Raw genomic sequence first — 16,663 nt, 5'->3', positions numbered from 1 at the left:
ATCCTTGCCGGGCCGCCTTGGCGCGGCCATGTGCCAGTGAGAGGGAAGGGATGATCGCCAATGATCGAACCGTTCATCGTGCGGCGCGAGACCCAGATCGCGGCACCGCGCGCCACCGTTTTCGCCTACCTGACCGACCCCGAGAAGATCTTGAGCTGGATGGGGTCCGACGCCACCACGGAGCCGCATCCCGGCGGACTCTACCTGCTCAAAGGGGTCGGCCCGCGCGGCCGCGTCGCCCGCGGAGCTTTCCGCGAGGTCGTGCCGGTGCATCGTCTCGCCTACACGTTCGGCTGGGAGGATGGCCAGGAGGTGCCGCCCGGCTCGAGTCTGATCGAGATCGACCTGATCGAGCACGACGGCGGCACGCTGCTACGCATGACCCATAGCGGCCTGCCGACCGAGGCGCAGGCAGCCGCGCATGCAACAGGCTGGGCGCATTATCTGGAACGACTCACCACCGCAGCCGCAGGTGGCGATCCTGGTCTTGACAGAGGCGTTTCCAACAAGACCTAGCAACGGGCAGGTCAGACCGCCGCGGTCGCCACCACCTGCGCCAGCAGCTGCTCGCGTCTGGCCTGGGAGCGTTGGCCCTTCATGGTCGCGGCGAAACGCTCGAGGATGCCCTCCTCGAATGCGGTGACGATGGTATCGTGGACGTAGCTCTTGCGGCAGATCGCCGGCGTGTTGGAGAGCTTGTCCGCGGCGGCGCGGATCGCGTCCAGCACCTGCTTCTTGCGGCCGCGCTGGCTCGTCGCCGGCGTGATCCGCGACAGCGATTCCACGACGACGGCCGACGCCATCAGGGTACGAAAATCCTTCAGCGAGATCTTGATGCCGGCGATCTCGCGCAGAAACGCGTTCACCTGCGTGGTGTTGACCGCGCGCACGATGCCGTAGGCGTCGCGATACTGGAACATGCGCTTGCCGGGAACGCCTTGCAGGATACCGATGGCGCGCACCAGCTTGGCCGCGTCGCATTCCTTGCGCACCGCCTTGCCGCCCTTGGCCTTGAAGGTCAGCACGAAGCAATCGTCTTCCAGCGTGACGTTGGACTTCAGCAGCGTGGTGGCGCCGCGGGTACCGTTGAGGCGGGCATAGGATTCGTTGCCGGGGCGGATCGCGGTGCGCGCGATCAATTCGATCACGGCCGAGAGTGCGAACTCGCGCGTCGGCTCGTCACCGGACAGGAACGCCGAAACCTTGCGCCGGATCTTCGGCAGCGCGCCGACGAGCTTTTCCAGACGATGCGCCTTGCGCTGCTCGCGGACCTTCTCCCAGTCGGCGTGATAGCGATATTGCAGCCGGCCGGCGGCGTCGCGGCCCACGGCCTGCAGATGCGAGTTCGGATCGGCGGAGTAGCGCACCTCGCGATAGGCCGGCGGCACCGCCATGGCGTGCAGCCGGCGGATGGTGCGAGCGTCGCGGATATGCGCACCGTTGGGGCGGACGAATGAATAGCCCTTGCCGCGTTTGATGCGGCGGATGGTCAGCTCGTTCTGGTCGCCAAGCCGCAAGCCCAGTTCCTTGGCGAGCGCCTCGACCGTCGCCGGCGCCGTATCGAAGGTTTTTTTGGGGCTGGGACGCCTGAAACCGGACGGTTTCGGCCATTGTCCGAGGGCCTTGGCGAGGGCAATTGCCGCTGGATCGGCTGAAGCGGGCCGCATCGTCCCGAGATTCTGCTGATCCATCATAATGTTAAGCCTTGACCCTGTCTGTTACCGTTCAATGCCGCTGTTCTGAATTTTGTTCCTTGGGGTCTCTCTGGACCCGGGTTGGCCATTTAGGGTGTTCCGAACCGTATTGCGAGTCCCGAATCAGTGAGATGAGGTTTCTAAATACCTCCGCTGGTGCATGAGAGCTCTGCACCGCCCTGGCCCGCGCATCCGGGTAAAAGGCCTGTTTCAGATCTGCGACAGTCGCGGCAGGTCGCCTTGATCCTCCGCATGGCCGGTGGCCCACCGAAGGTCCAGCTTGTGCTCCTTGTCGGGTCCGGTTAGCCCGACGCATAATCAGCCAATGATCAAGTCGGCTCGCCGATCGCTGGCGTTCGGCCTGCCGTATGTGGAGGGAAGCATGTCCGAGAAGATCTACGACGTCCCCGCGGAGTGGGCGAAGCGCGCCTGGGTCGACCAGGCCAAGTACAAGGAGATGTACGCTCGCTCGATCTCGGACCCGAACGGCTTCTGGGCGGAGCATGCCAAGCGCATCGACTGGATGAAGGCGCCGACTAGAATCGAGAACGTCTCGTTCGCGCCCGGCAACATCTCGATCAAATGGTTCGAGGACGGAATCCTCAACGTCGCCTACAATTGCATCGACCGGCATCTCGCCAAGCGCGCCAACCAGACCGCGATCATCTGGGAAGGCGACGATCCCTCGCAGTCCAGGCACATCACCTATCAGGAGCTGCACGACGAGGTCTGCCGGATGGCCAACATCCTGCGCACCCGCAACGTCGGAAAGGGCGACCGCGTCACCATCTACCTGCCGATGATACCCGAAGCCGCCTATGCGATGCTCGCCTGCGCACGCATCGGCGCGATCCACTCGGTCGTGTTCGCGGGCTTCTCGCCCGACAGCCTCGCCCAGCGCATCAACGACTGCCAGTCCAAGGTGATCATCACTGCGGACGAAGGCCTGCGCGGCGGCAAGAAGGTGCCGCTGAAGGCCAATGTCGACGCGGCGCTCGCCAAGGCCGACGGCGTCGACTGGGTCGTGGTGGTCAAGCGCACCGGCGGCAAGGTCGACATGAACCCGACGCGCGACCTCTGGTACCACGAGGCGGCTGCGATGGTGACGACGGAATGCCCGGTCGAGCACATGCACGCCGAGGATCCGCTGTTCATCCTCTACACCTCGGGTTCGACCGGCCAGCCCAAGGGCGTGCTGCACACCTCGGGCGGCTATCTCGTGTTCGCCTCGATGACGCATCAATACGTCTTCGACTATCACGACGGCGACATCTACTGGTGCACCGCCGACGTCGGCTGGGTCACCGGCCACAGCTACATCCTGTACGGCCCGCTGGCCAACGGGGCGACCACGCTGATGTTCGAAGGCGTGCCGAATTACCCGGACAATTCCAGGTTCTGGAACGTCATCGACAAGCACAAGGTCAACATCTTCTACACCGCGCCGACCGCGATCCGCGCGCTGATGCAATCGGGCGACGAGCCCGTGAAGAAGACCTCGCGCGCGAGCCTGCGCCTGCTCGGCTCGGTCGGCGAGCCCATCAATCCCGAGGCCTGGGAGTGGTATCACCGCGTCGTCGGCGACGACCGCTGCCCGATCGTCGACACCTGGTGGCAGACCGAGACCGGCGGCATCCTGATCACGCCACTGCCAGGTGCGACCAAGCTCAAGCCGGGCTCGGCAACGCAGCCGTTCTTCGGCGTGGTGCCTGAGATCGTCGATGCCGACGGCAAGGTGCTGGAAGGCGAAACCACCGGCAATCTATGCCTGACGCGGTCCTGGCCCGGCCAGATGCGCACGGTCTATGGCGATCACGCCCGCTTCGAGCAGACCTATTTCTCGACCTACAAGGGCAAGTACTTCACCGGCGACGGCTGCCGGCGCGATGCCGACGGCTATTACTGGATCACCGGCCGCGTCGACGACGTCATCAACGTCTCCGGCCATCGCATGGGCACCGCCGAAGTCGAGAGCGCATTGGTCGCGCACGAGAAGGTGTCGGAAGCGGCAGTGGTCGGCTTCCCGCACGACATCAAGGGCCAGGGCATCTACGCCTATGTCACCCTGATGGCCGGCATCCAGCCGACCGAGGATCTGCGCAAGGAGCTCGTCACCTGGGTGCGCAAGGAGATCGGTCCGATCGCTTCGCCCGACCAGATCCAGTTCGCGCCGGGCCTGCCCAAGACCCGCTCCGGCAAGATCATGCGCCGCATCCTGCGCAAGATCGCCGAGGACGAGCCCGGCAGCCTGGGCGACACCTCGACCCTGGCCGATCCCGCCGTGGTCGACGACCTCGTCAAGAACCGGCAGAACCGGAAGTCGGCGTAAGGACGCTCTCGTGCCCCGGACGCAGCGCAGCGCTACTCCAGCGGTGCGCTGCAGAGCCGGGGCGCATCGTTCCGCGCAACTCAAGAGCTGGGTCCCGGCTCTGCGTCGCGGCGCTACGCGCCGCGCCTTGTCCGGGACACGAGTGCGCGTGTCGCGCCCCCTAGCAGCCAGCGGCCGTTCATATCCCTCACGCTCTTGTCAGCGCGCACACCCGCGCGACCGGCATCTTTCCTGGAAAGTGTTGTTTTCAGATCATTTACTTTATTGCGAACATTTCCTTTGTTCCGGCCGCTGGCCGGCCCCTGGCGGCCGCGCGTGGAAACCATCCGGTTAACAGGCGCGGTTAAGAATGAGCGCCAACGAGGGCCGGGCGCGGCGACGATTGCCGGGTTTTGCGTAATTTTTTGGACAAACCATTTGGGGCAAGGGGAAGCATCGATGTCGATGAGGATTGCGGCGGCGCTGGCCGCCACCATCGGGGTTGCGCTCTTGATTTCGACGGCGGCAGAGGCGCGGCCGGAGCTGGTCGGCACGCACCTGGCCGACTATTCACCGGGCACCATCGTGGTCAAAACCAGCGAGCGGCGGCTCTATCTCATCCTCGATAACGGCCACGCCGTGCGCTATCCGGTCGGCGTCGGCAAGGCCGGCAAGCAATGGGCCGGCACGACGAAGATCGAGGGCAAGTATCTCAATCCGGCCTGGGCGCCGCCCGCCGAGGTGAAGCGCGACAAGCCTGATATCCCCGATGTCATTCCCGGCGGCTCGCCGCGCAATCCGATGGGCGTCGCGGCGATGACGCTGGCCGGCGGCGAATACGCCATCCACGGCACCAACGTGCCGGGCTCGATCGGCGGCTTCGTCTCCTATGGCTGCATCCGCATGCTCAACGACGACATCACCGATCTCTACGGCCGCGTCTCCGTCGGCACGACGGTGGTGGTGACGCGCTGATCGCCTGAATCAGCCGAGATGAAAGCTGCGTGTTGCGACGCGGCTTTCTTGTTACCACAAGCGCCAGCCCCGCGCGCACCAGCCGTTGCGATGGCCGCCATTGTAGCTGCGCACATGACCGCTCGCGAGCAGCGTCGCCGAGACGTTGGCGGTGCGCTTGGTGGCAACATCGGCGAGAACGCGGCCGTATTTGTCCTGACCAAGATTGTAGACCATCACGCCGCCCTGGCCGAGCAGGTTGCGCAACGCATCGCTGGCGGCCTCGGCCTTGTCCAGCTCGTCCCGGCAGGATGCCTTTATCTCGGGCGCATCGATGCCGCGCAGACGGACGCGTGCGACGAGATCGCGGCCGTCGCGCAGATGCACGCGCGCGAGGAAGGTATCACCGTCGATGGTGCGGACGACCTCGACCGGTTGCCTCACATCGGAATTGCCGGGCTGCTGCAGAATGATTTCGGCATCGCGCGATTGTTCGTCATCCACATGCGGGATGGGCCAGATCGTTCCCTGGCGGAAGCCGAGCACGACGGCCGTCACAACGCCGACCACGAACATCCACGGCAACAGTCCGGAGAAGCGACGGCCGAACGGCGAGCCGCTGTATGAAGGCCGGTATGGACGGCTGGGATCGAAGCGCGACATCCACGCACGCTAGGGCTGAGTCGGCTGAACCGGCAAGATGGCTTAGGAAGAGCGCGCGTAAAGCGGCGCCTCAAAAGTCCGAAGCGATGCCGTTGCGCTCCCAATCGCCATAACGAGTCGGCTCCGGCCCCTTTGGCCCCTGCACCTCCTTCGGCGCAGCTTCAGCCTGCGCGGCCGCCGCAGCCTGCCGGCGCGCCTCGGCTTCGGCCAACGCCCGCTGAGCGGCCGGCGACAGCGGCTTGCGATCGGGAAGGGAGGGCTGGTCACTCATCTCGGCGGGTTCCTAACGCAGGATCACGGGAAGTGCGAGGTCCAATAACGCATTGCTGAAATGGTCATTGCGGGCTGCAATCGCGAGGGTCCATTCTTACATTTGGCATATTCGCGTGCCAGAGATCAGTTTCTCGAGGCATGCGCCATTGCGGCGGAACTGCCGCTCGCTCAGAACCTTGCTTCCGCATGCCATCTCAACGTTTCGTCCCTCCATCCGAAGTGCCCGGTCTTGCGGCACGGCGGATTGCCGCCGACATCGTCGACGGCGTGCTGCACAAGCACCGCACGCTCGACGACCAGCTCGACGGCAGCGGCGCGCATCCCGGACTGAAGACGCTGGCCGATCGCGACCGCGCGCTGATGCGCCGCCTCGTCGCCACGGTGCTGCGCCGGCTCGGCACGCTGGGCCATGTGCTGTCCCGCCTGCTCGACAAGGGCATTCCATCCGACGCACCGCGCGCGCAGAGCGCACTCCTGATCGGCGCCGCGCAGATCCTCTGGATGGACGTTCCGGATCACGCCGCGGTCGACCTCTCCGTTCGCCTCGTGCAATCCGACCGCCGCGCCGCGCGCTATGCCGGCCTCGTCAACGCCGTGCTGCGCCGCTGCGCGCGCGAGGGCAAGGGGTTGATCGAGGAGGTCGCGTCGCAATCGCTCGACCTGCCACCATGGCTGCTTGCGCGCTGGAGCGCGCATTATGGCGAGGCGACCGCACGCGACATGGCGCTGGCGCTCGGCCACGAGCCCTCGCTCGATCTGACGGTGAAGTCGGACCCCGCACAATGGGCGAGCCGCCTGCATGGCGAGACACTGCCGACGGGAACGGTGCGGATGCTGCTGCACGGTTCAGTGACCATGCTGCCCGGCTTCGCCGAAGGACAATGGTGGGTGCAGGACGCCGCCGCCGCATTGCCCGCCCGGCTGTTCGGCGACGTCAAAGGCAAATCCATTGCGGATCTCTGCGCCGCTCCCGGTGGCAAGACCGCGCAGCTGGCGCTATCAGGCGCGCGTGTCACGGCCATCGACCGCTCGCCGGCGCGGGTGGCGCGGCTGCGCGAAAACCTGGCGCGACTGTCGCTCCAGGCCGAGACCGTCGTTGCTGACGCCGTGGAATGGGCTGGCCCGGCCGAGGCCTTCGACGGTATTCTCATCGACGCGCCCTGCACCTCGACAGGTACGATCCGCCGTCATCCCGACGTGGCATGGCTGCGGCAGGAATCCGATATCGCTGCGCTGGCGGCGCTCCAGCAGCGGCTGCTGCAAAAATCGGTGTCGCTGCTCAAGCTTGGCGGAACGCTGGTCTATTGCACCTGTTCGCTGGAACCCGAGGAAGGCGAGCAGGCCGTGGCCGCGCTGCTCGCCGCCGAGCCTGCGCTTCACCGCGTTCCGATCGAGGCGTCGGAGGTAGCGGGGCTCGACGAAATCGTGACCGCTGACGGCGACCTTCGCACCCTGCCCTGCCATCTGCCGAACGCCGATCCCAAGCTCGGCGGCCTCGACGGATTTTTCGCCGCCCGGCTCGTTAAATCCTGATTTTGCACTGGATTTTGCGATCACGACGCTGATTCGCACCGTTCAAGGTGGTGTCAGACGTCCGATTTTGGGATTAATAAGGATTCGTCGTTAATCCTCTCCCCCTTCAAGGCAAGGCGTGTCGGTCGCTCAACGCAGACATATCTCGACGCTGGTCATGAACCGCTTCGCGCGGAACATGCTCGCGCGCGCGAGCGGCGGTTCCGTTGCGCTGTCGCGGGTCTGGCCCGGCCGCACCGACCGGCTGATCATCGCACCGCACGATTTGCGCACCGCGGACGCGACCCGCGCCGCCGAAATCTATGCCGGCCGCTTCGTCTTCGCCGGCAAGATCGTCAATTGCCACGGCCGTTCGATCTTCGATCTCGAGCCGCCGTCGGAGGATTGGGAGGTTGCGCTGCTCGGCTTCGGCTGGTTGCGTCATCTGCGCGCCGCCGATACTGCGCTGACGCGGGCGAATGCGCGCGCGCTCATCGAGGACTGGATCGCCAACCCCGCCAACAAGCGCCGCCCCGTCGCGCGCCGCGCCGACGTGCTGGCCCGGCGCGTGATCTCGCTGCTGTCGCAGGCGCCGCTGGTGCTGGGCGAGACCGACAACAAGTTCTACCGCCGTTACCTGCGCGCCCTGGCGCGCGAGATCCGCTTCCTGCGCTACACCATGGTCGACATTCCGGACGGGGTGCCGAAGCTCCAGGTGCTGATCGCACTGTGCTATGCGGCCCTGTGTCTCGCCAACCAGGCGCGTCACATCCGCAGCGCCTCGAAGAAGCTCTCCGATGAATTGCAGCGGCAGATCCTGCCCGACGGTGGACACATCTCCCGCAACCCGGGCGCGCTGATCGAACTCTTGATCGACCTGCTGCCGTTGCGGCAGACCTTTGCCGCGCGCAACATCGCGCCGCCGCCGGCGCTGCTCAATGCGATCGACCGCATGATGCCGATGCTGCGCTTCTTCCGGCACGGGGACGGCAATTTCGCCCTGTTCAACGGCATGAGCGCAACATCTTCGGACCTGCTCGCAACGCTGCTCGCCTATGACGACACCCACGGCACGCCGATGGCGAACATGCCGCATACCGGCTTCCAGCGCCTCGATGCCGGCCAGACCACAGTGATCATCGACACCGGCCCGCCGCCGCCCGCCGGCGTCAGCCACGACGCCCATGCCGGCTGCCTGTCGTTCGAACTGTCCTCGGGCATCAGCCGCATCGTCACCAATTGCGGCATGCCGACCACCGGCCGCGACAATTGGCGACCGTTCGCACGCAGCACGGCGGCGCATTCGACGCTGACCTATCACGAGACCTCGTCTTGCCAGTTCGTCGAGATGTCGGCGATGAAGCGGCTCCTGCACGGCGCGCCCATCACCAGCGGCCCGGTCGAGGTCGAGAGCTATCGCGAGGTCGTGCAGAACGGCACGCTGCTCACGACATCGCATGACGGCTATCTCGCCAAGTTCGGGGCAATCCACCGTCGCGTGCTGATGATCGCTAATGACGGCGCGCGCATCGACGGCGAGGACACGCTGTCGCCGCCGCAGGGCGGACGCTTCAAGGGCGCGAATGCCGATTTCGCGCTGCGCTTCCATCTGCATCCGGCCGTGAAGGCGAGCCGGCTGTCGGACGCCCGCGGCGTGATGCTGGTGCTGCCGAACCGCGACGTATGGACCTTCGAAGCACTCGACGACAAGGTCGACCTCGAGGACAGCGTGTTCCTGGCCGGCAATGACGGGCCGCGCCGCACCGCGCAGATCGTGATCCGGCAGGACGCACGGCAGGCGCCCTCGATCCGCTGGAGCTTTGTCCGTTCCAGCGCCTCGCCGGCCGTCACCAACGCCCGCCGCAACGCTCGCCGCGAGCCGGAACTTCCGCTGTAAACGCGCGAATTCGGCGTATCTCCTCGTTGTGAAAACGGGCGAAAGCTGCTATCGAGCCCTCGCTCGCGCGACTGGCGACCTTGGATGGAGCACCATCGGGAAGCGCGGGACATAGAAGCCGCGCGCCTGGGCATAGACACTCCCTGAACAGAGGATCTTGCTCATGACTGACCATCCCCGCCGCGTCACCCGCGCCCTCCTTTCCGTCTCCGACAAGACCGGCCTGATCGAATTCGCGAAGGCGCTTGCCGCGCACGATGTCGAGCTGGTCTCGACCGGTGGCACCGCCAAGGCCATCGCCGCAGCCGGCCTCAAGGTGAAGGACGTGTCCGAGCTGACCGGCTTCCCCGAGATGATGGACGGCCGCGTCAAGACGCTGCATCCGAAGGTGCACGGCGGCCTGCTCGCGATCCGCGACAACAAGGACCATGCCGACGCGATGAAGGCGCATGGCATCGCGCCGATCGATCTCCTCGTCGTCAATCTCTATCCGTTCGAGGCGACCGTCGAGAAGGGCGCCGGCTTCGAGGATTGCATCGAGAACATCGACATCGGCGGCCCCGCGATGATCCGCGCCGCCGCCAAGAACCATGACGACGTCGCCGTCGTGGTCGAGGCGCAGGACTATCAGGCCGTGCTCGACGAGCTCGCCGCCAACAACGGCGCGACCACGCTGAAGCTGCGCCGGCGCCTTGCCGCGAAGGCCTATGCCCGCACCGCGGCGTATGACGCCGCGATCTCGAACTGGTTCAACCGTCAGCTCGAGATCGACGCGCCCGACTTCCGCGCCTTCGGCGGCCGGCTGATCCAGTCGCTGCGCTATGGCGAGAACCCGCACCAGACCGCGGCGTTCTACGCGACGCCGGACAAGCGTCCGGGCGTCTCCACCGCACGGCAGCTCCAGGGCAAGGAGCTCTCCTACAACAACATCAACGACACCGATGCTGCTTATGAATGCATCGGCGAGTTCGACGCCCGGCGCACCGCGGCCTGCGTCATCGTCAAGCACGCCAATCCCTGCGGCGTCGCGGAAGGCTCCAGCCTCGTCGACGCTTATCGCAAGGCGCTGGCCTGCGATTCCACCTCTGCGTTCGGCGGCATCATTGCGATGAACCGTCCGCTCGATGCCGACACCGCGCGCGAGATCACCAAGATCTTCACCGAGGTCATCATCGCGCCCGACGCCAGCGAGGAGGCGATCGCCATCATCGGCGGCAAGAAGAACCTGCGCCTGCTGCTCGCCGGCAGCCTGCCTGATCCGCGTGCGCCGGGCCTCACCGCCAAGACGGTGGCCGGCGGCCTGCTGGTGCAGAGCCGTGACAACGCCGTGGTCGACGACATGACGTTCAAGGTCGTGACCAAGCGTGCCCCGACCGATGCCGAAATGCGAGACCTGAAATTCGCGTTCCGGGTGGCAAAACACGTCAAGTCCAACACCATCATCTACGCCAGGGATCTCGCCACCGTCGGCATCGGCGCGGGCCAGATGAGCCGGGTGGATTCAGCGCGGATCGCGGCGCGCAAGGCGCAGGATGCAGCCAACGAGCTGAAGCTCGCGGAGCCGCTGACCAAGGGTTCGGTCGTCGCGTCGGATGCGTTCTTCCCGTTCGCCGACGGCATGCTCGCCTGTATCGAGGCCGGCGCTACCGCCGTGGTGCAGCCCGGCGGCTCGATGCGCGACGACGAGGTGATCAAGGCTGCAGACGAGCACGGCATCGCCATGGTGTTCACGGGCACGCGGCACTTCCGGCACTGACGTCGCTGTCGTTCCCGGGGCGCGCGGAGCGATGCCCCGGAATGACCGTGGTGCAGCTATTGCCGCACCCGCACCAGCAGCCCCAGTCCTGCAACGAAGAACACCACCAGCACGGCCATGCCGGCCTTCTGGCTTGCGGTCACGGCGGTGATCATGCCGATCAAGAGCGGGCCGACGAAGGATGTCACCTTCCCGGTCAATGCGAACAGGCCGAAATACTGCGCGATGCGATCCTTCGGTGCGAGGCGGATCAGCAATGTGCGGGAGGCGGCCTGGAGCGGACCGCCGGCTGCGCCGATCAAGCAGCCCAGCACGAGATAGGCGCGCTCCGCCGCGCTCCAGAACAGGGGAGCGCCTGCTTGCGGCGGTGCGACCTTGACGAACAGGACACTGTCCTTGTCGACCAGAAGGATCGCGGCAACCGACAGCAGCAGGACCAGCAGACTTCCGGCGATCACGCGCTTCGGCCCGAGACGATCGTCGAGCTTGCCGCCGAGCCATGCGCCGAACGCGCCGGCGATCGCGAGCATGATGCCGAAGGTGCCGATCTGGATCGTGTGCCAGCCGAACGTACCGGCGGCATAGATGCCGCCAAACGCGAACAGCGACACCAGACCATCGGTGTAGATCATGTTGGCGAGCAGGAATGCCGCGAGCGACTTCTGCTTGGGCAGGCCGTTGATCGATCGCTTCAGCTCGGACAACCCTTCGCGCAGCGCCTCGCGCAACGGGCGCTTCGCCGGATAATCCGGCGTGAACAGGAACATCGGCATGACGAAGATGATGAACCATAGCCCGGTCAACGGCCCGGCAGCGCGGTCGCCCTGATGAGTCACGGGATCGAGCCCGAACAACGGCGTGAAGCCGAGCAACGTGCGACCGGTCTCGGGATTGGCGGCGAGGAAACCGAGCACGACGATCAGGCTGACGATGCCGCCGACGTAGCCGGTAGCCCAGCCGGTGCCGGAGAGCCGGCCGATGCGCTCCGGCGGCACCAGGGTCGGCATCATCGCATTGTTGAAGAGGGTGGCGAACTCCGCACCGACGCTGGCGAGCGCGACCGCGGTGAGCAGCAACGGAATGATGGCGTCATCGCCGGGCTTGCCGATCCACAGCGTGCAGGATGCCACCACCAGCACCGCGCCGAATCCTGCAATCCATGGTTTCCTGCGGCCAGCCGCGTCGGCGATGGCCCCCAGCACCGGTGACAGCAGCGCGATCGCAAGGCCTGCGGCGGCCATCGCAAAACCCCACAACGACTGGCCGGTGGCGGGATTTGGCGCAACGCTGGTCGCGAAATAGGGGGCGAACACGAAGGTCGTGATCAGCGTGAAATAAGGCTGCGCGGCCCAGTCGAAGAAGATCCAGCTGACGACGGCGGCGCGCGGCGGATAGGTCCGCTGCGCGCCGGCCATACGCACATCGGGGGCAATCGTCGTCATCCCGCGGTCCTCATCACGAACAGTTTTGTCCCTCTTGGAGCAAACCGTATAGCATTGCAGCGAGGTGTGTGAACTGGCCCGAGGCCGCGGCGGAAGTTTTGATGATGTCATCATGTTCGACACGGCGGGCATTCTTCGCCTTCATAGCCACTCTGGCGTTCAGTCTCGCTCCCGCGACCGCTCAGGATGCACGGCGAGGCTATGTGCCGCCCGCGCGCGACACCGTGCGCGCCGTCGCCGCCGAGCACGGCATGGTGGTGGCGCAGGAGAAGTTGTCTGCGCAGGTCGGCGCCGAGATTCTGCGGCGCGGCGGCAATGCGGTGGACGCTGCGGTCGCGACCGGCTTTGCGATGGCCGTCACCTATCCCCGCGCCGGCAATATCGGCGGCGGCGGTTTCATGGTGATCCATTCCGCCGATCGCAACGAAGACATCACGATCGACTATCGCGAGACCGCACCGGCTGCGACCACGCCACAGATTTTCCTCGGCGCCGACGGCAAGCCTGACGCGGCGAAGTCGCGGGACTCCGCGCTCGGCGTCGGCGTTCCCGGCACGGTCGCGGGCCTCGCGCTGGCATTGGATAAATACGGCTCCGGCCGGTTCACGCTGGCGCAACTGCTCGCGCCCGCCATCGCGCTCGCACGCGATGGCTTCATCGTCAGCGACGACATCGCCGATACGCTGCCGAGCTGGCACAGGCGGCTGGCACGCTGGCCCTCCTCGGCCAAGATCTTCTCGCGGCCTGATGGCGCGCCGCTGGGCGAAGGCGACCGGCTGGTGCAGGGCGACCTCGCCGAAACGCTGTCGGCCGTCGCCGCACAGGGGCCGCGCGGCTTCTACGAGGGGGAGGTCGCTGAGAAACTCGCCAAGGCCGTGACCGCTGCCGGCGGCATCATGACGCCGGCCGACCTCAAGGCCTATCAGCCGGTCATCCGCGCGCCGGTGCGCGGCACCTATCGCGGCTATGACATCGTTTCGATGCCGCTGCCGTCGTCCGGCGGCGTGGTGCTGATCGAGACGCTCAACATCCTCGAAGGCTTTCAGCTTGCCGATCTGAAGCAGGGATCGCCGGCATCGCTGCATCTGCTGATCGAGGCCATGAAACGCGCCTATGCCGATCGCGCGCGCTATCTCGGCGATCCCGCCTTCGTCAACGCCCCGATCGAGACGCTGATCGCTAAGGATTACGCCGCCAGGCTGCGCGCGGGCATTTCCGCCGAACGCGCCACGCCGTCGAGGGAGCTCGTGTCCGCTTCTGCCGTACCGCGTGAGGGCAGCAACACGACGCATTTTTCCGTCGTCGATACCCGCGGCAACGCCGTCAGCAACACTTATACGCTGAACTTCAGCTATGGCGTCGGCCTCGTCGCCGGCGGCACCGGCGTGCTGCTCAATAACGAGCTCGACGATTTCACCGCGGCGGTCGGTGCCTCCAATGCCTATGGCCTCGTCGGTTTCGAAGCAAACCTGCCTGGTCCCGGCAAACGGCCGCTCTCGTCGATGTCGCCGACCATCGTGCTGAAGGACGGCAAGCCGGTGCTGGTGACGGGCTCGCCCGGCGGCAGCCGCATCATCTCGACGGTGCTCCAGGTGATCGTGAACGTTCTCGACTACAAGATGGATGTTGCGGCCGCCGTCGCGGCGCCCCGGCTGCATCACCAATGGCTACCGGATGAGGTGCGCGTCGAGCGCGGCTTTCCCGACGACGTGCTGCTCGCACTGAAGGCCATGGGCCACCCCGTCGTCGAGCCGATGGGGCAGACATCGGCGAATTCGATTCTCGCGACGCCGAACGGATTGCTTGGCGCGGCCGATCTGCGGACGCGCGGTGCGGAAGCGGCGGGGCAGTAGCCCGCTCTCTGCATGGCACGGCAGCGCGCCCCGGCTTGCGCAGGCCGGCGTGCGTGTTACCACCGCCCGGCCAAAGCAATTGCCAAGGAAACGCACATGACCACTGCCGATCCGAGCCAGCGCATCGAACGCGCCGCGATCGAGGACACCAGCCTGCTCGCCTTCTATCGCGACATGAACGCGCCGGAGCGGCGGACGTTCTGGGCCTGCGCGGCAGGCTGGGCGCTCGACGGCATGGACTTCATGATCTACCCACTGGTGATCGGCACCATCATTGCCCTGTGGAAGGTCGATGCGGCCTCGGCCGGCCTTGCCGGCACCGTGACGCTGCTCGCCTCCGCCATCGGCGGCTGGCTCGGCGGCTATCTCTCCGATCATATCGGGCGTGTCAGGACGCTCCAGATCACCATCATCTGGTTCTCGTTCTTCTCGCTGGTCTGCGCCGTCGTGCAGAATTTCGATCAGCTCCTGATCGCACGTGCCGTGCTCGGTCTCGGCTTCGGCGGTGAATGGGCGGCTGGCGCCGTGCTGATGGGCGAGGCGATCCGGCCTCAGCATCGTGGGCGCGCGGTGGGCTCGGTCCAGTCGGGCTGGGCGGTCGGCTGGGGCCTCGCGGTGCTGTCGCAGGCGATCCTGTTCTCGCTTCTGCCGGCGGAGACGGCCTGGCGCTGGATGTTCGTGATCGGTGCGCTGCCGGCACTTCTGGTGTTCTACATCCGCCGCTCTGTCACCGAGCCGGAGATCGCAGCCGAGGCCCGCGCCAGGCACGCGGAAACGGGCAGTCATCCGAAGCTCTGGGAGATCTTCACCTTCCCGATCGTGAAGACCACGGTGCTTGCGTCGCTGATGGCGACAGGCTGCCAGGGCGGCTACTACGCCGTCACCTTCTGGGTGCCGCAATTCCTGACCAAGGAACGGCACCTGTCGATCGTCGGATCGACCGGCTATCTTGCGACCCTGATCATCGGCTCCTTCATCGGTTATCTCGTGGGTGCGTGGCTCGCCGACCGGATCGGGAGGCGCAATCTGTTCCTGATCTTCTCGCTCGGAGCCATGGCGGTGGTGCTTCTCTACACGCAGCTGCCGCTGACCAACGAGATCCTCTGGATACTCGGTTTCCCGCTCGGCTTCTTCGCCTCGGGCTATTTTTCCGGGATCGGCGCGTTCCTGACCGAGCTCTACCCGACACGGCTGCGCGGCTCGGGCCAGGGCTTCTGCTACAATTTCGGCCGCGGCATCGGCGCGCTGTTTCCATTCCTCGTCGGCGCGCTGTCGGCGACGACGTCGCTCGCGAATGCGATCGCGATCTTCGCGGTGGTGGCTTACGCGGTCTTCTTCATCGCCGCCTTCGCGCTGCCGGAGACGCGCGGGCGCGTGCTGTACGCCGATTGATATTCGAATGTCATCCCGGGGCAATGCGAAGCATCGAACCCGGGATCTCGCGCCACAAATCTCCAGATTCCGGGTTCGCCCTTCGGGCGGCCCGGAATGACGGTGACGAAACTACCGCCCGACCTGATATGGCCCGCCCTTTTCCAGCGCGCGCGCATAGGCCGGCCGGGCGTGGATGCGCTCCAGGAACGCCATCGCCTTGGGGTGGCCCTGTTCGAGCCCGCCGCGCGCTTGGGCTGCTTCCAGCGGAAAGCTCATCTGGATGTCGGCCGCGGTGAACTCGCTGCCGGCGAACCACTCGCTCTTGGCAAGCTCGCCTTCCCAATAGTCCATGTGCTGCTTGAGCTGCGGATTGACCAGCGCGGTCAGCGCCTGGTTGCACACCTTGCGCACCAGCGGGCGCAGCAATGCCGGCGCGCGCTTCGGCATCAACGTGAACAGCAGCTTGAGCAGCAGCGGCTGCATCGCGGATCCTTCCGCATAGTGCAGCCAATAGGTGTACCGCAGCCGCTCCGGCGTGTTCGCCGGCGGGATCAGCCGGCCGTTGCCGTAGGTCGTGACGAGATATTCGATGATCGCGCCCGATTCGGCGATGGTGTTGCCGTTGTCGGTGATGACGGGCGACTTGCCGAGCGGATGGATGGCGTGCAGCTCCTTCGGCGCGCGCATGTCCGGCTGGCGCTGATAGCGCACGATCTCGTAAGGAACGCCCAACTCCTCGAGCAGCCACAGCACGCGCTGCGAGCGGGAATTGTTGAGGTGGTGAACGGTCAGCATCGCGGGGTCCTCAGGGCTAGGCGCGGTCGATCGGCCGCGCCGTTCGTGCCAGCCCGGGAACACAATGTCGAGCCATCGGCGCGGATATTTTCACCCGGGTGTATTGACGGGCATAATTTACCCGGGTATTAAACGCCCAACG

13 protein-coding genes and 1 riboswitch are annotated in these 16,663 nt (G+C 65.9%); of the genes, 8 read left to right on the top strand and 5 right to left on the bottom strand.

Annotation, left to right across the window (positions count from 1 at the left end):
- Nucleotides 1-60 precede the first annotated feature (60 nt).
- Nucleotides 61-516 (top strand): SRPBCC family protein, encoded by a 456-nt coding sequence (locus ABIG06_RS12730; RefSeq protein WP_370136872.1) that lies wholly within the window; start codon nt 61-63, stop codon nt 514-516.
- An 11-nt stretch (nt 517-527) separates the two neighbouring features.
- Here ABIG06_RS12730 and ABIG06_RS12725 read toward each other — a convergent pair whose 3' ends face one another.
- A complete protein-coding gene (locus ABIG06_RS12725; RefSeq protein ID WP_124161957.1) occupies nt 528-1,694 on the bottom strand; it encodes a DNA topoisomerase IB in 1,167 nt (388 codons plus the stop codon).
- 382 nt (nt 1,695-2,076) lie between these two features.
- Between ABIG06_RS12725 and acs the strand changes: the two genes are divergently transcribed.
- Both acs and ABIG06_RS12715 read left to right on the top strand, forming a co-directional pair.
- The gene (gene acs, locus ABIG06_RS12720) at nt 2,077-4,023 is read left to right on the top strand and encodes an acetate--CoA ligase (RefSeq protein ID WP_370136870.1); all 1,947 of its coding nucleotides are present in this window, start codon (nt 2,077-2,079) and stop codon (nt 4,021-4,023) included.
- 438 nt (nt 4,024-4,461) lie between these two features.
- Nucleotides 4,462-4,977 (top strand): L,D-transpeptidase, encoded by a 516-nt coding sequence (locus tag ABIG06_RS12715; protein ID WP_370136868.1) that lies wholly within the window; start codon nt 4,462-4,464, stop codon nt 4,975-4,977.
- Between the two features lie 51 nt (nt 4,978-5,028).
- Here the strand turns inward: ABIG06_RS12715 and ABIG06_RS12710 are convergent, their stop codons facing one another.
- Together ABIG06_RS12710 and ABIG06_RS12705 are read right to left on the bottom strand one after the other, a co-directional pair.
- Nucleotides 5,029-5,619: a thermonuclease family protein gene (locus tag ABIG06_RS12710; protein ID WP_370136867.1), complete on the bottom strand. Its 591-nt coding sequence runs from the start codon at nt 5,617-5,619 to the stop codon at nt 5,029-5,031.
- Between the two features lie 70 nt (nt 5,620-5,689).
- The gene (locus ABIG06_RS12705; protein ID WP_124161960.1) at nt 5,690-5,890 is read right to left on the bottom strand and encodes a DUF1674 domain-containing protein; all 201 of its coding nucleotides are present in this window, start codon (nt 5,888-5,890) and stop codon (nt 5,690-5,692) included.
- Nucleotides 5,891-6,078: 188 nt separating this feature from the next.
- Between ABIG06_RS12705 and ABIG06_RS12700 the strand changes: the two genes are divergently transcribed.
- From ABIG06_RS12700 to purH, 3 genes are all read left to right on the top strand, one after another.
- Nucleotides 6,079-7,425 carry an RsmB/NOP family class I SAM-dependent RNA methyltransferase gene (locus ABIG06_RS12700; protein WP_370136864.1) on the top strand — a complete coding sequence of 449 codons (1,347 nt, stop codon included), beginning with the start codon at nt 6,079-6,081 and terminating at the stop codon, nt 7,423-7,425.
- A 157-nt stretch (nt 7,426-7,582) separates the two neighbouring features.
- Nucleotides 7,583-9,301 carry a heparinase II/III family protein gene (locus ABIG06_RS12695; protein ID WP_370136863.1) on the top strand — a complete coding sequence of 573 codons (1,719 nt, stop codon included), beginning with the start codon at nt 7,583-7,585 and terminating at the stop codon, nt 9,299-9,301.
- Nucleotides 9,302-9,358: 57 nt separating this feature from the next.
- Nucleotides 9,359-9,440: riboswitch (ZMP/ZTP riboswitch) on the top strand.
- Between the two features lie 24 nt (nt 9,441-9,464).
- Complete coding sequence (gene purH / locus ABIG06_RS12690) at nt 9,465-11,057, top strand: bifunctional phosphoribosylaminoimidazolecarboxamide formyltransferase/IMP cyclohydrolase (RefSeq protein WP_370136861.1); 1,593 nt, start codon at nt 9,465-9,467, stop codon at nt 11,055-11,057.
- A gap of 56 nt (nt 11,058-11,113) precedes the next feature.
- Here the strand turns inward: purH and ABIG06_RS12685 are convergent, their stop codons facing one another.
- A complete protein-coding gene (locus ABIG06_RS12685) occupies nt 11,114-12,499 on the bottom strand; it encodes an MFS transporter (RefSeq protein ID WP_370136860.1) in 1,386 nt (461 codons plus the stop codon).
- A 101-nt stretch (nt 12,500-12,600) separates the two neighbouring features.
- Between ABIG06_RS12685 and ggt the strand changes: the two genes are divergently transcribed.
- Both ggt and ABIG06_RS12675 read left to right on the top strand, forming a co-directional pair.
- The gene (gene ggt, locus ABIG06_RS12680) at nt 12,601-14,352 is read left to right on the top strand and encodes a gamma-glutamyltransferase (RefSeq protein WP_370136858.1); all 1,752 of its coding nucleotides are present in this window, start codon (nt 12,601-12,603) and stop codon (nt 14,350-14,352) included.
- Nucleotides 14,353-14,448: 96 nt separating this feature from the next.
- Nucleotides 14,449-15,744: an MFS transporter gene (locus ABIG06_RS12675; protein WP_370136857.1), complete on the top strand. Its 1,296-nt coding sequence runs from the start codon at nt 14,449-14,451 to the stop codon at nt 15,742-15,744.
- A 111-nt stretch (nt 15,745-15,855) separates the two neighbouring features.
- On the opposite strand, the gene ABIG06_RS12670 is transcribed toward ABIG06_RS12675, so the two are convergent.
- Complete coding sequence (locus tag ABIG06_RS12670) at nt 15,856-16,521, bottom strand: glutathione S-transferase family protein (protein WP_370136856.1); 666 nt, start codon at nt 16,519-16,521, stop codon at nt 15,856-15,858.
- Between the last annotated feature and the right edge of the window lie 142 nt (nt 16,522-16,663).

It is taken from the genome of Bradyrhizobium sp. USDA 326, from assembly GCF_049739485.1.
In the GTDB taxonomy this organism is placed as follows: domain Bacteria; phylum Pseudomonadota; class Alphaproteobacteria; order Rhizobiales; family Xanthobacteraceae; genus Bradyrhizobium.
Note: the sequence above shows the minus strand (reverse complement) of the source record. Positions and strands in the feature narration are given on the sequence as shown.

Excerpts from the sequence above, each read along its gene's own strand:
- ABIG06_RS12700 (WP_370136864.1), top strand. The coding sequence starts at position 6,079 with ATGCCATCTCAACGTTTCGTCCCTCCATCCGAAGTGCCCGGTCTTGCG.
- ABIG06_RS12695 (WP_370136863.1), top strand. The coding sequence starts at position 7,583 with ATGAACCGCTTCGCGCGGAACATGCTCGCGCGCGCGAGCGGCGGTTCC.
- ABIG06_RS12710 (WP_370136867.1), bottom strand. The coding sequence starts at position 5,619 with ATGTCGCGCTTCGATCCCAGCCGTCCATACCGGCCTTCATACAGCGGC.
- ABIG06_RS12705 (WP_124161960.1), bottom strand. The coding sequence starts at position 5,890 with ATGAGTGACCAGCCCTCCCTTCCCGATCGCAAGCCGCTGTCGCCGGCC.
- ABIG06_RS12730 (WP_370136872.1), top strand. The coding sequence starts at position 61 with ATGATCGAACCGTTCATCGTGCGGCGCGAGACCCAGATCGCGGCACCG.
- ABIG06_RS12675 (WP_370136857.1), top strand. The coding sequence starts at position 14,449 with ATGACCACTGCCGATCCGAGCCAGCGCATCGAACGCGCCGCGATCGAG.
- ggt (WP_370136858.1), top strand. The coding sequence starts at position 12,601 with ATGATGTCATCATGTTCGACACGGCGGGCATTCTTCGCCTTCATAGCC.
- ABIG06_RS12715 (WP_370136868.1), top strand. The coding sequence starts at position 4,462 with ATGTCGATGAGGATTGCGGCGGCGCTGGCCGCCACCATCGGGGTTGCG.
- purH (WP_370136861.1), top strand. The coding sequence starts at position 9,465 with ATGACTGACCATCCCCGCCGCGTCACCCGCGCCCTCCTTTCCGTCTCC.
- ABIG06_RS12685 (WP_370136860.1), bottom strand. The coding sequence starts at position 12,499 with ATGACGACGATTGCCCCCGATGTGCGTATGGCCGGCGCGCAGCGGACC.
- ABIG06_RS12725 (WP_124161957.1), bottom strand. The coding sequence starts at position 1,694 with ATGATGGATCAGCAGAATCTCGGGACGATGCGGCCCGCTTCAGCCGAT.
- ABIG06_RS12670 (WP_370136856.1), bottom strand. The coding sequence starts at position 16,521 with ATGCTGACCGTTCACCACCTCAACAATTCCCGCTCGCAGCGCGTGCTG.
- acs (WP_370136870.1), top strand. The coding sequence starts at position 2,077 with ATGTCCGAGAAGATCTACGACGTCCCCGCGGAGTGGGCGAAGCGCGCC.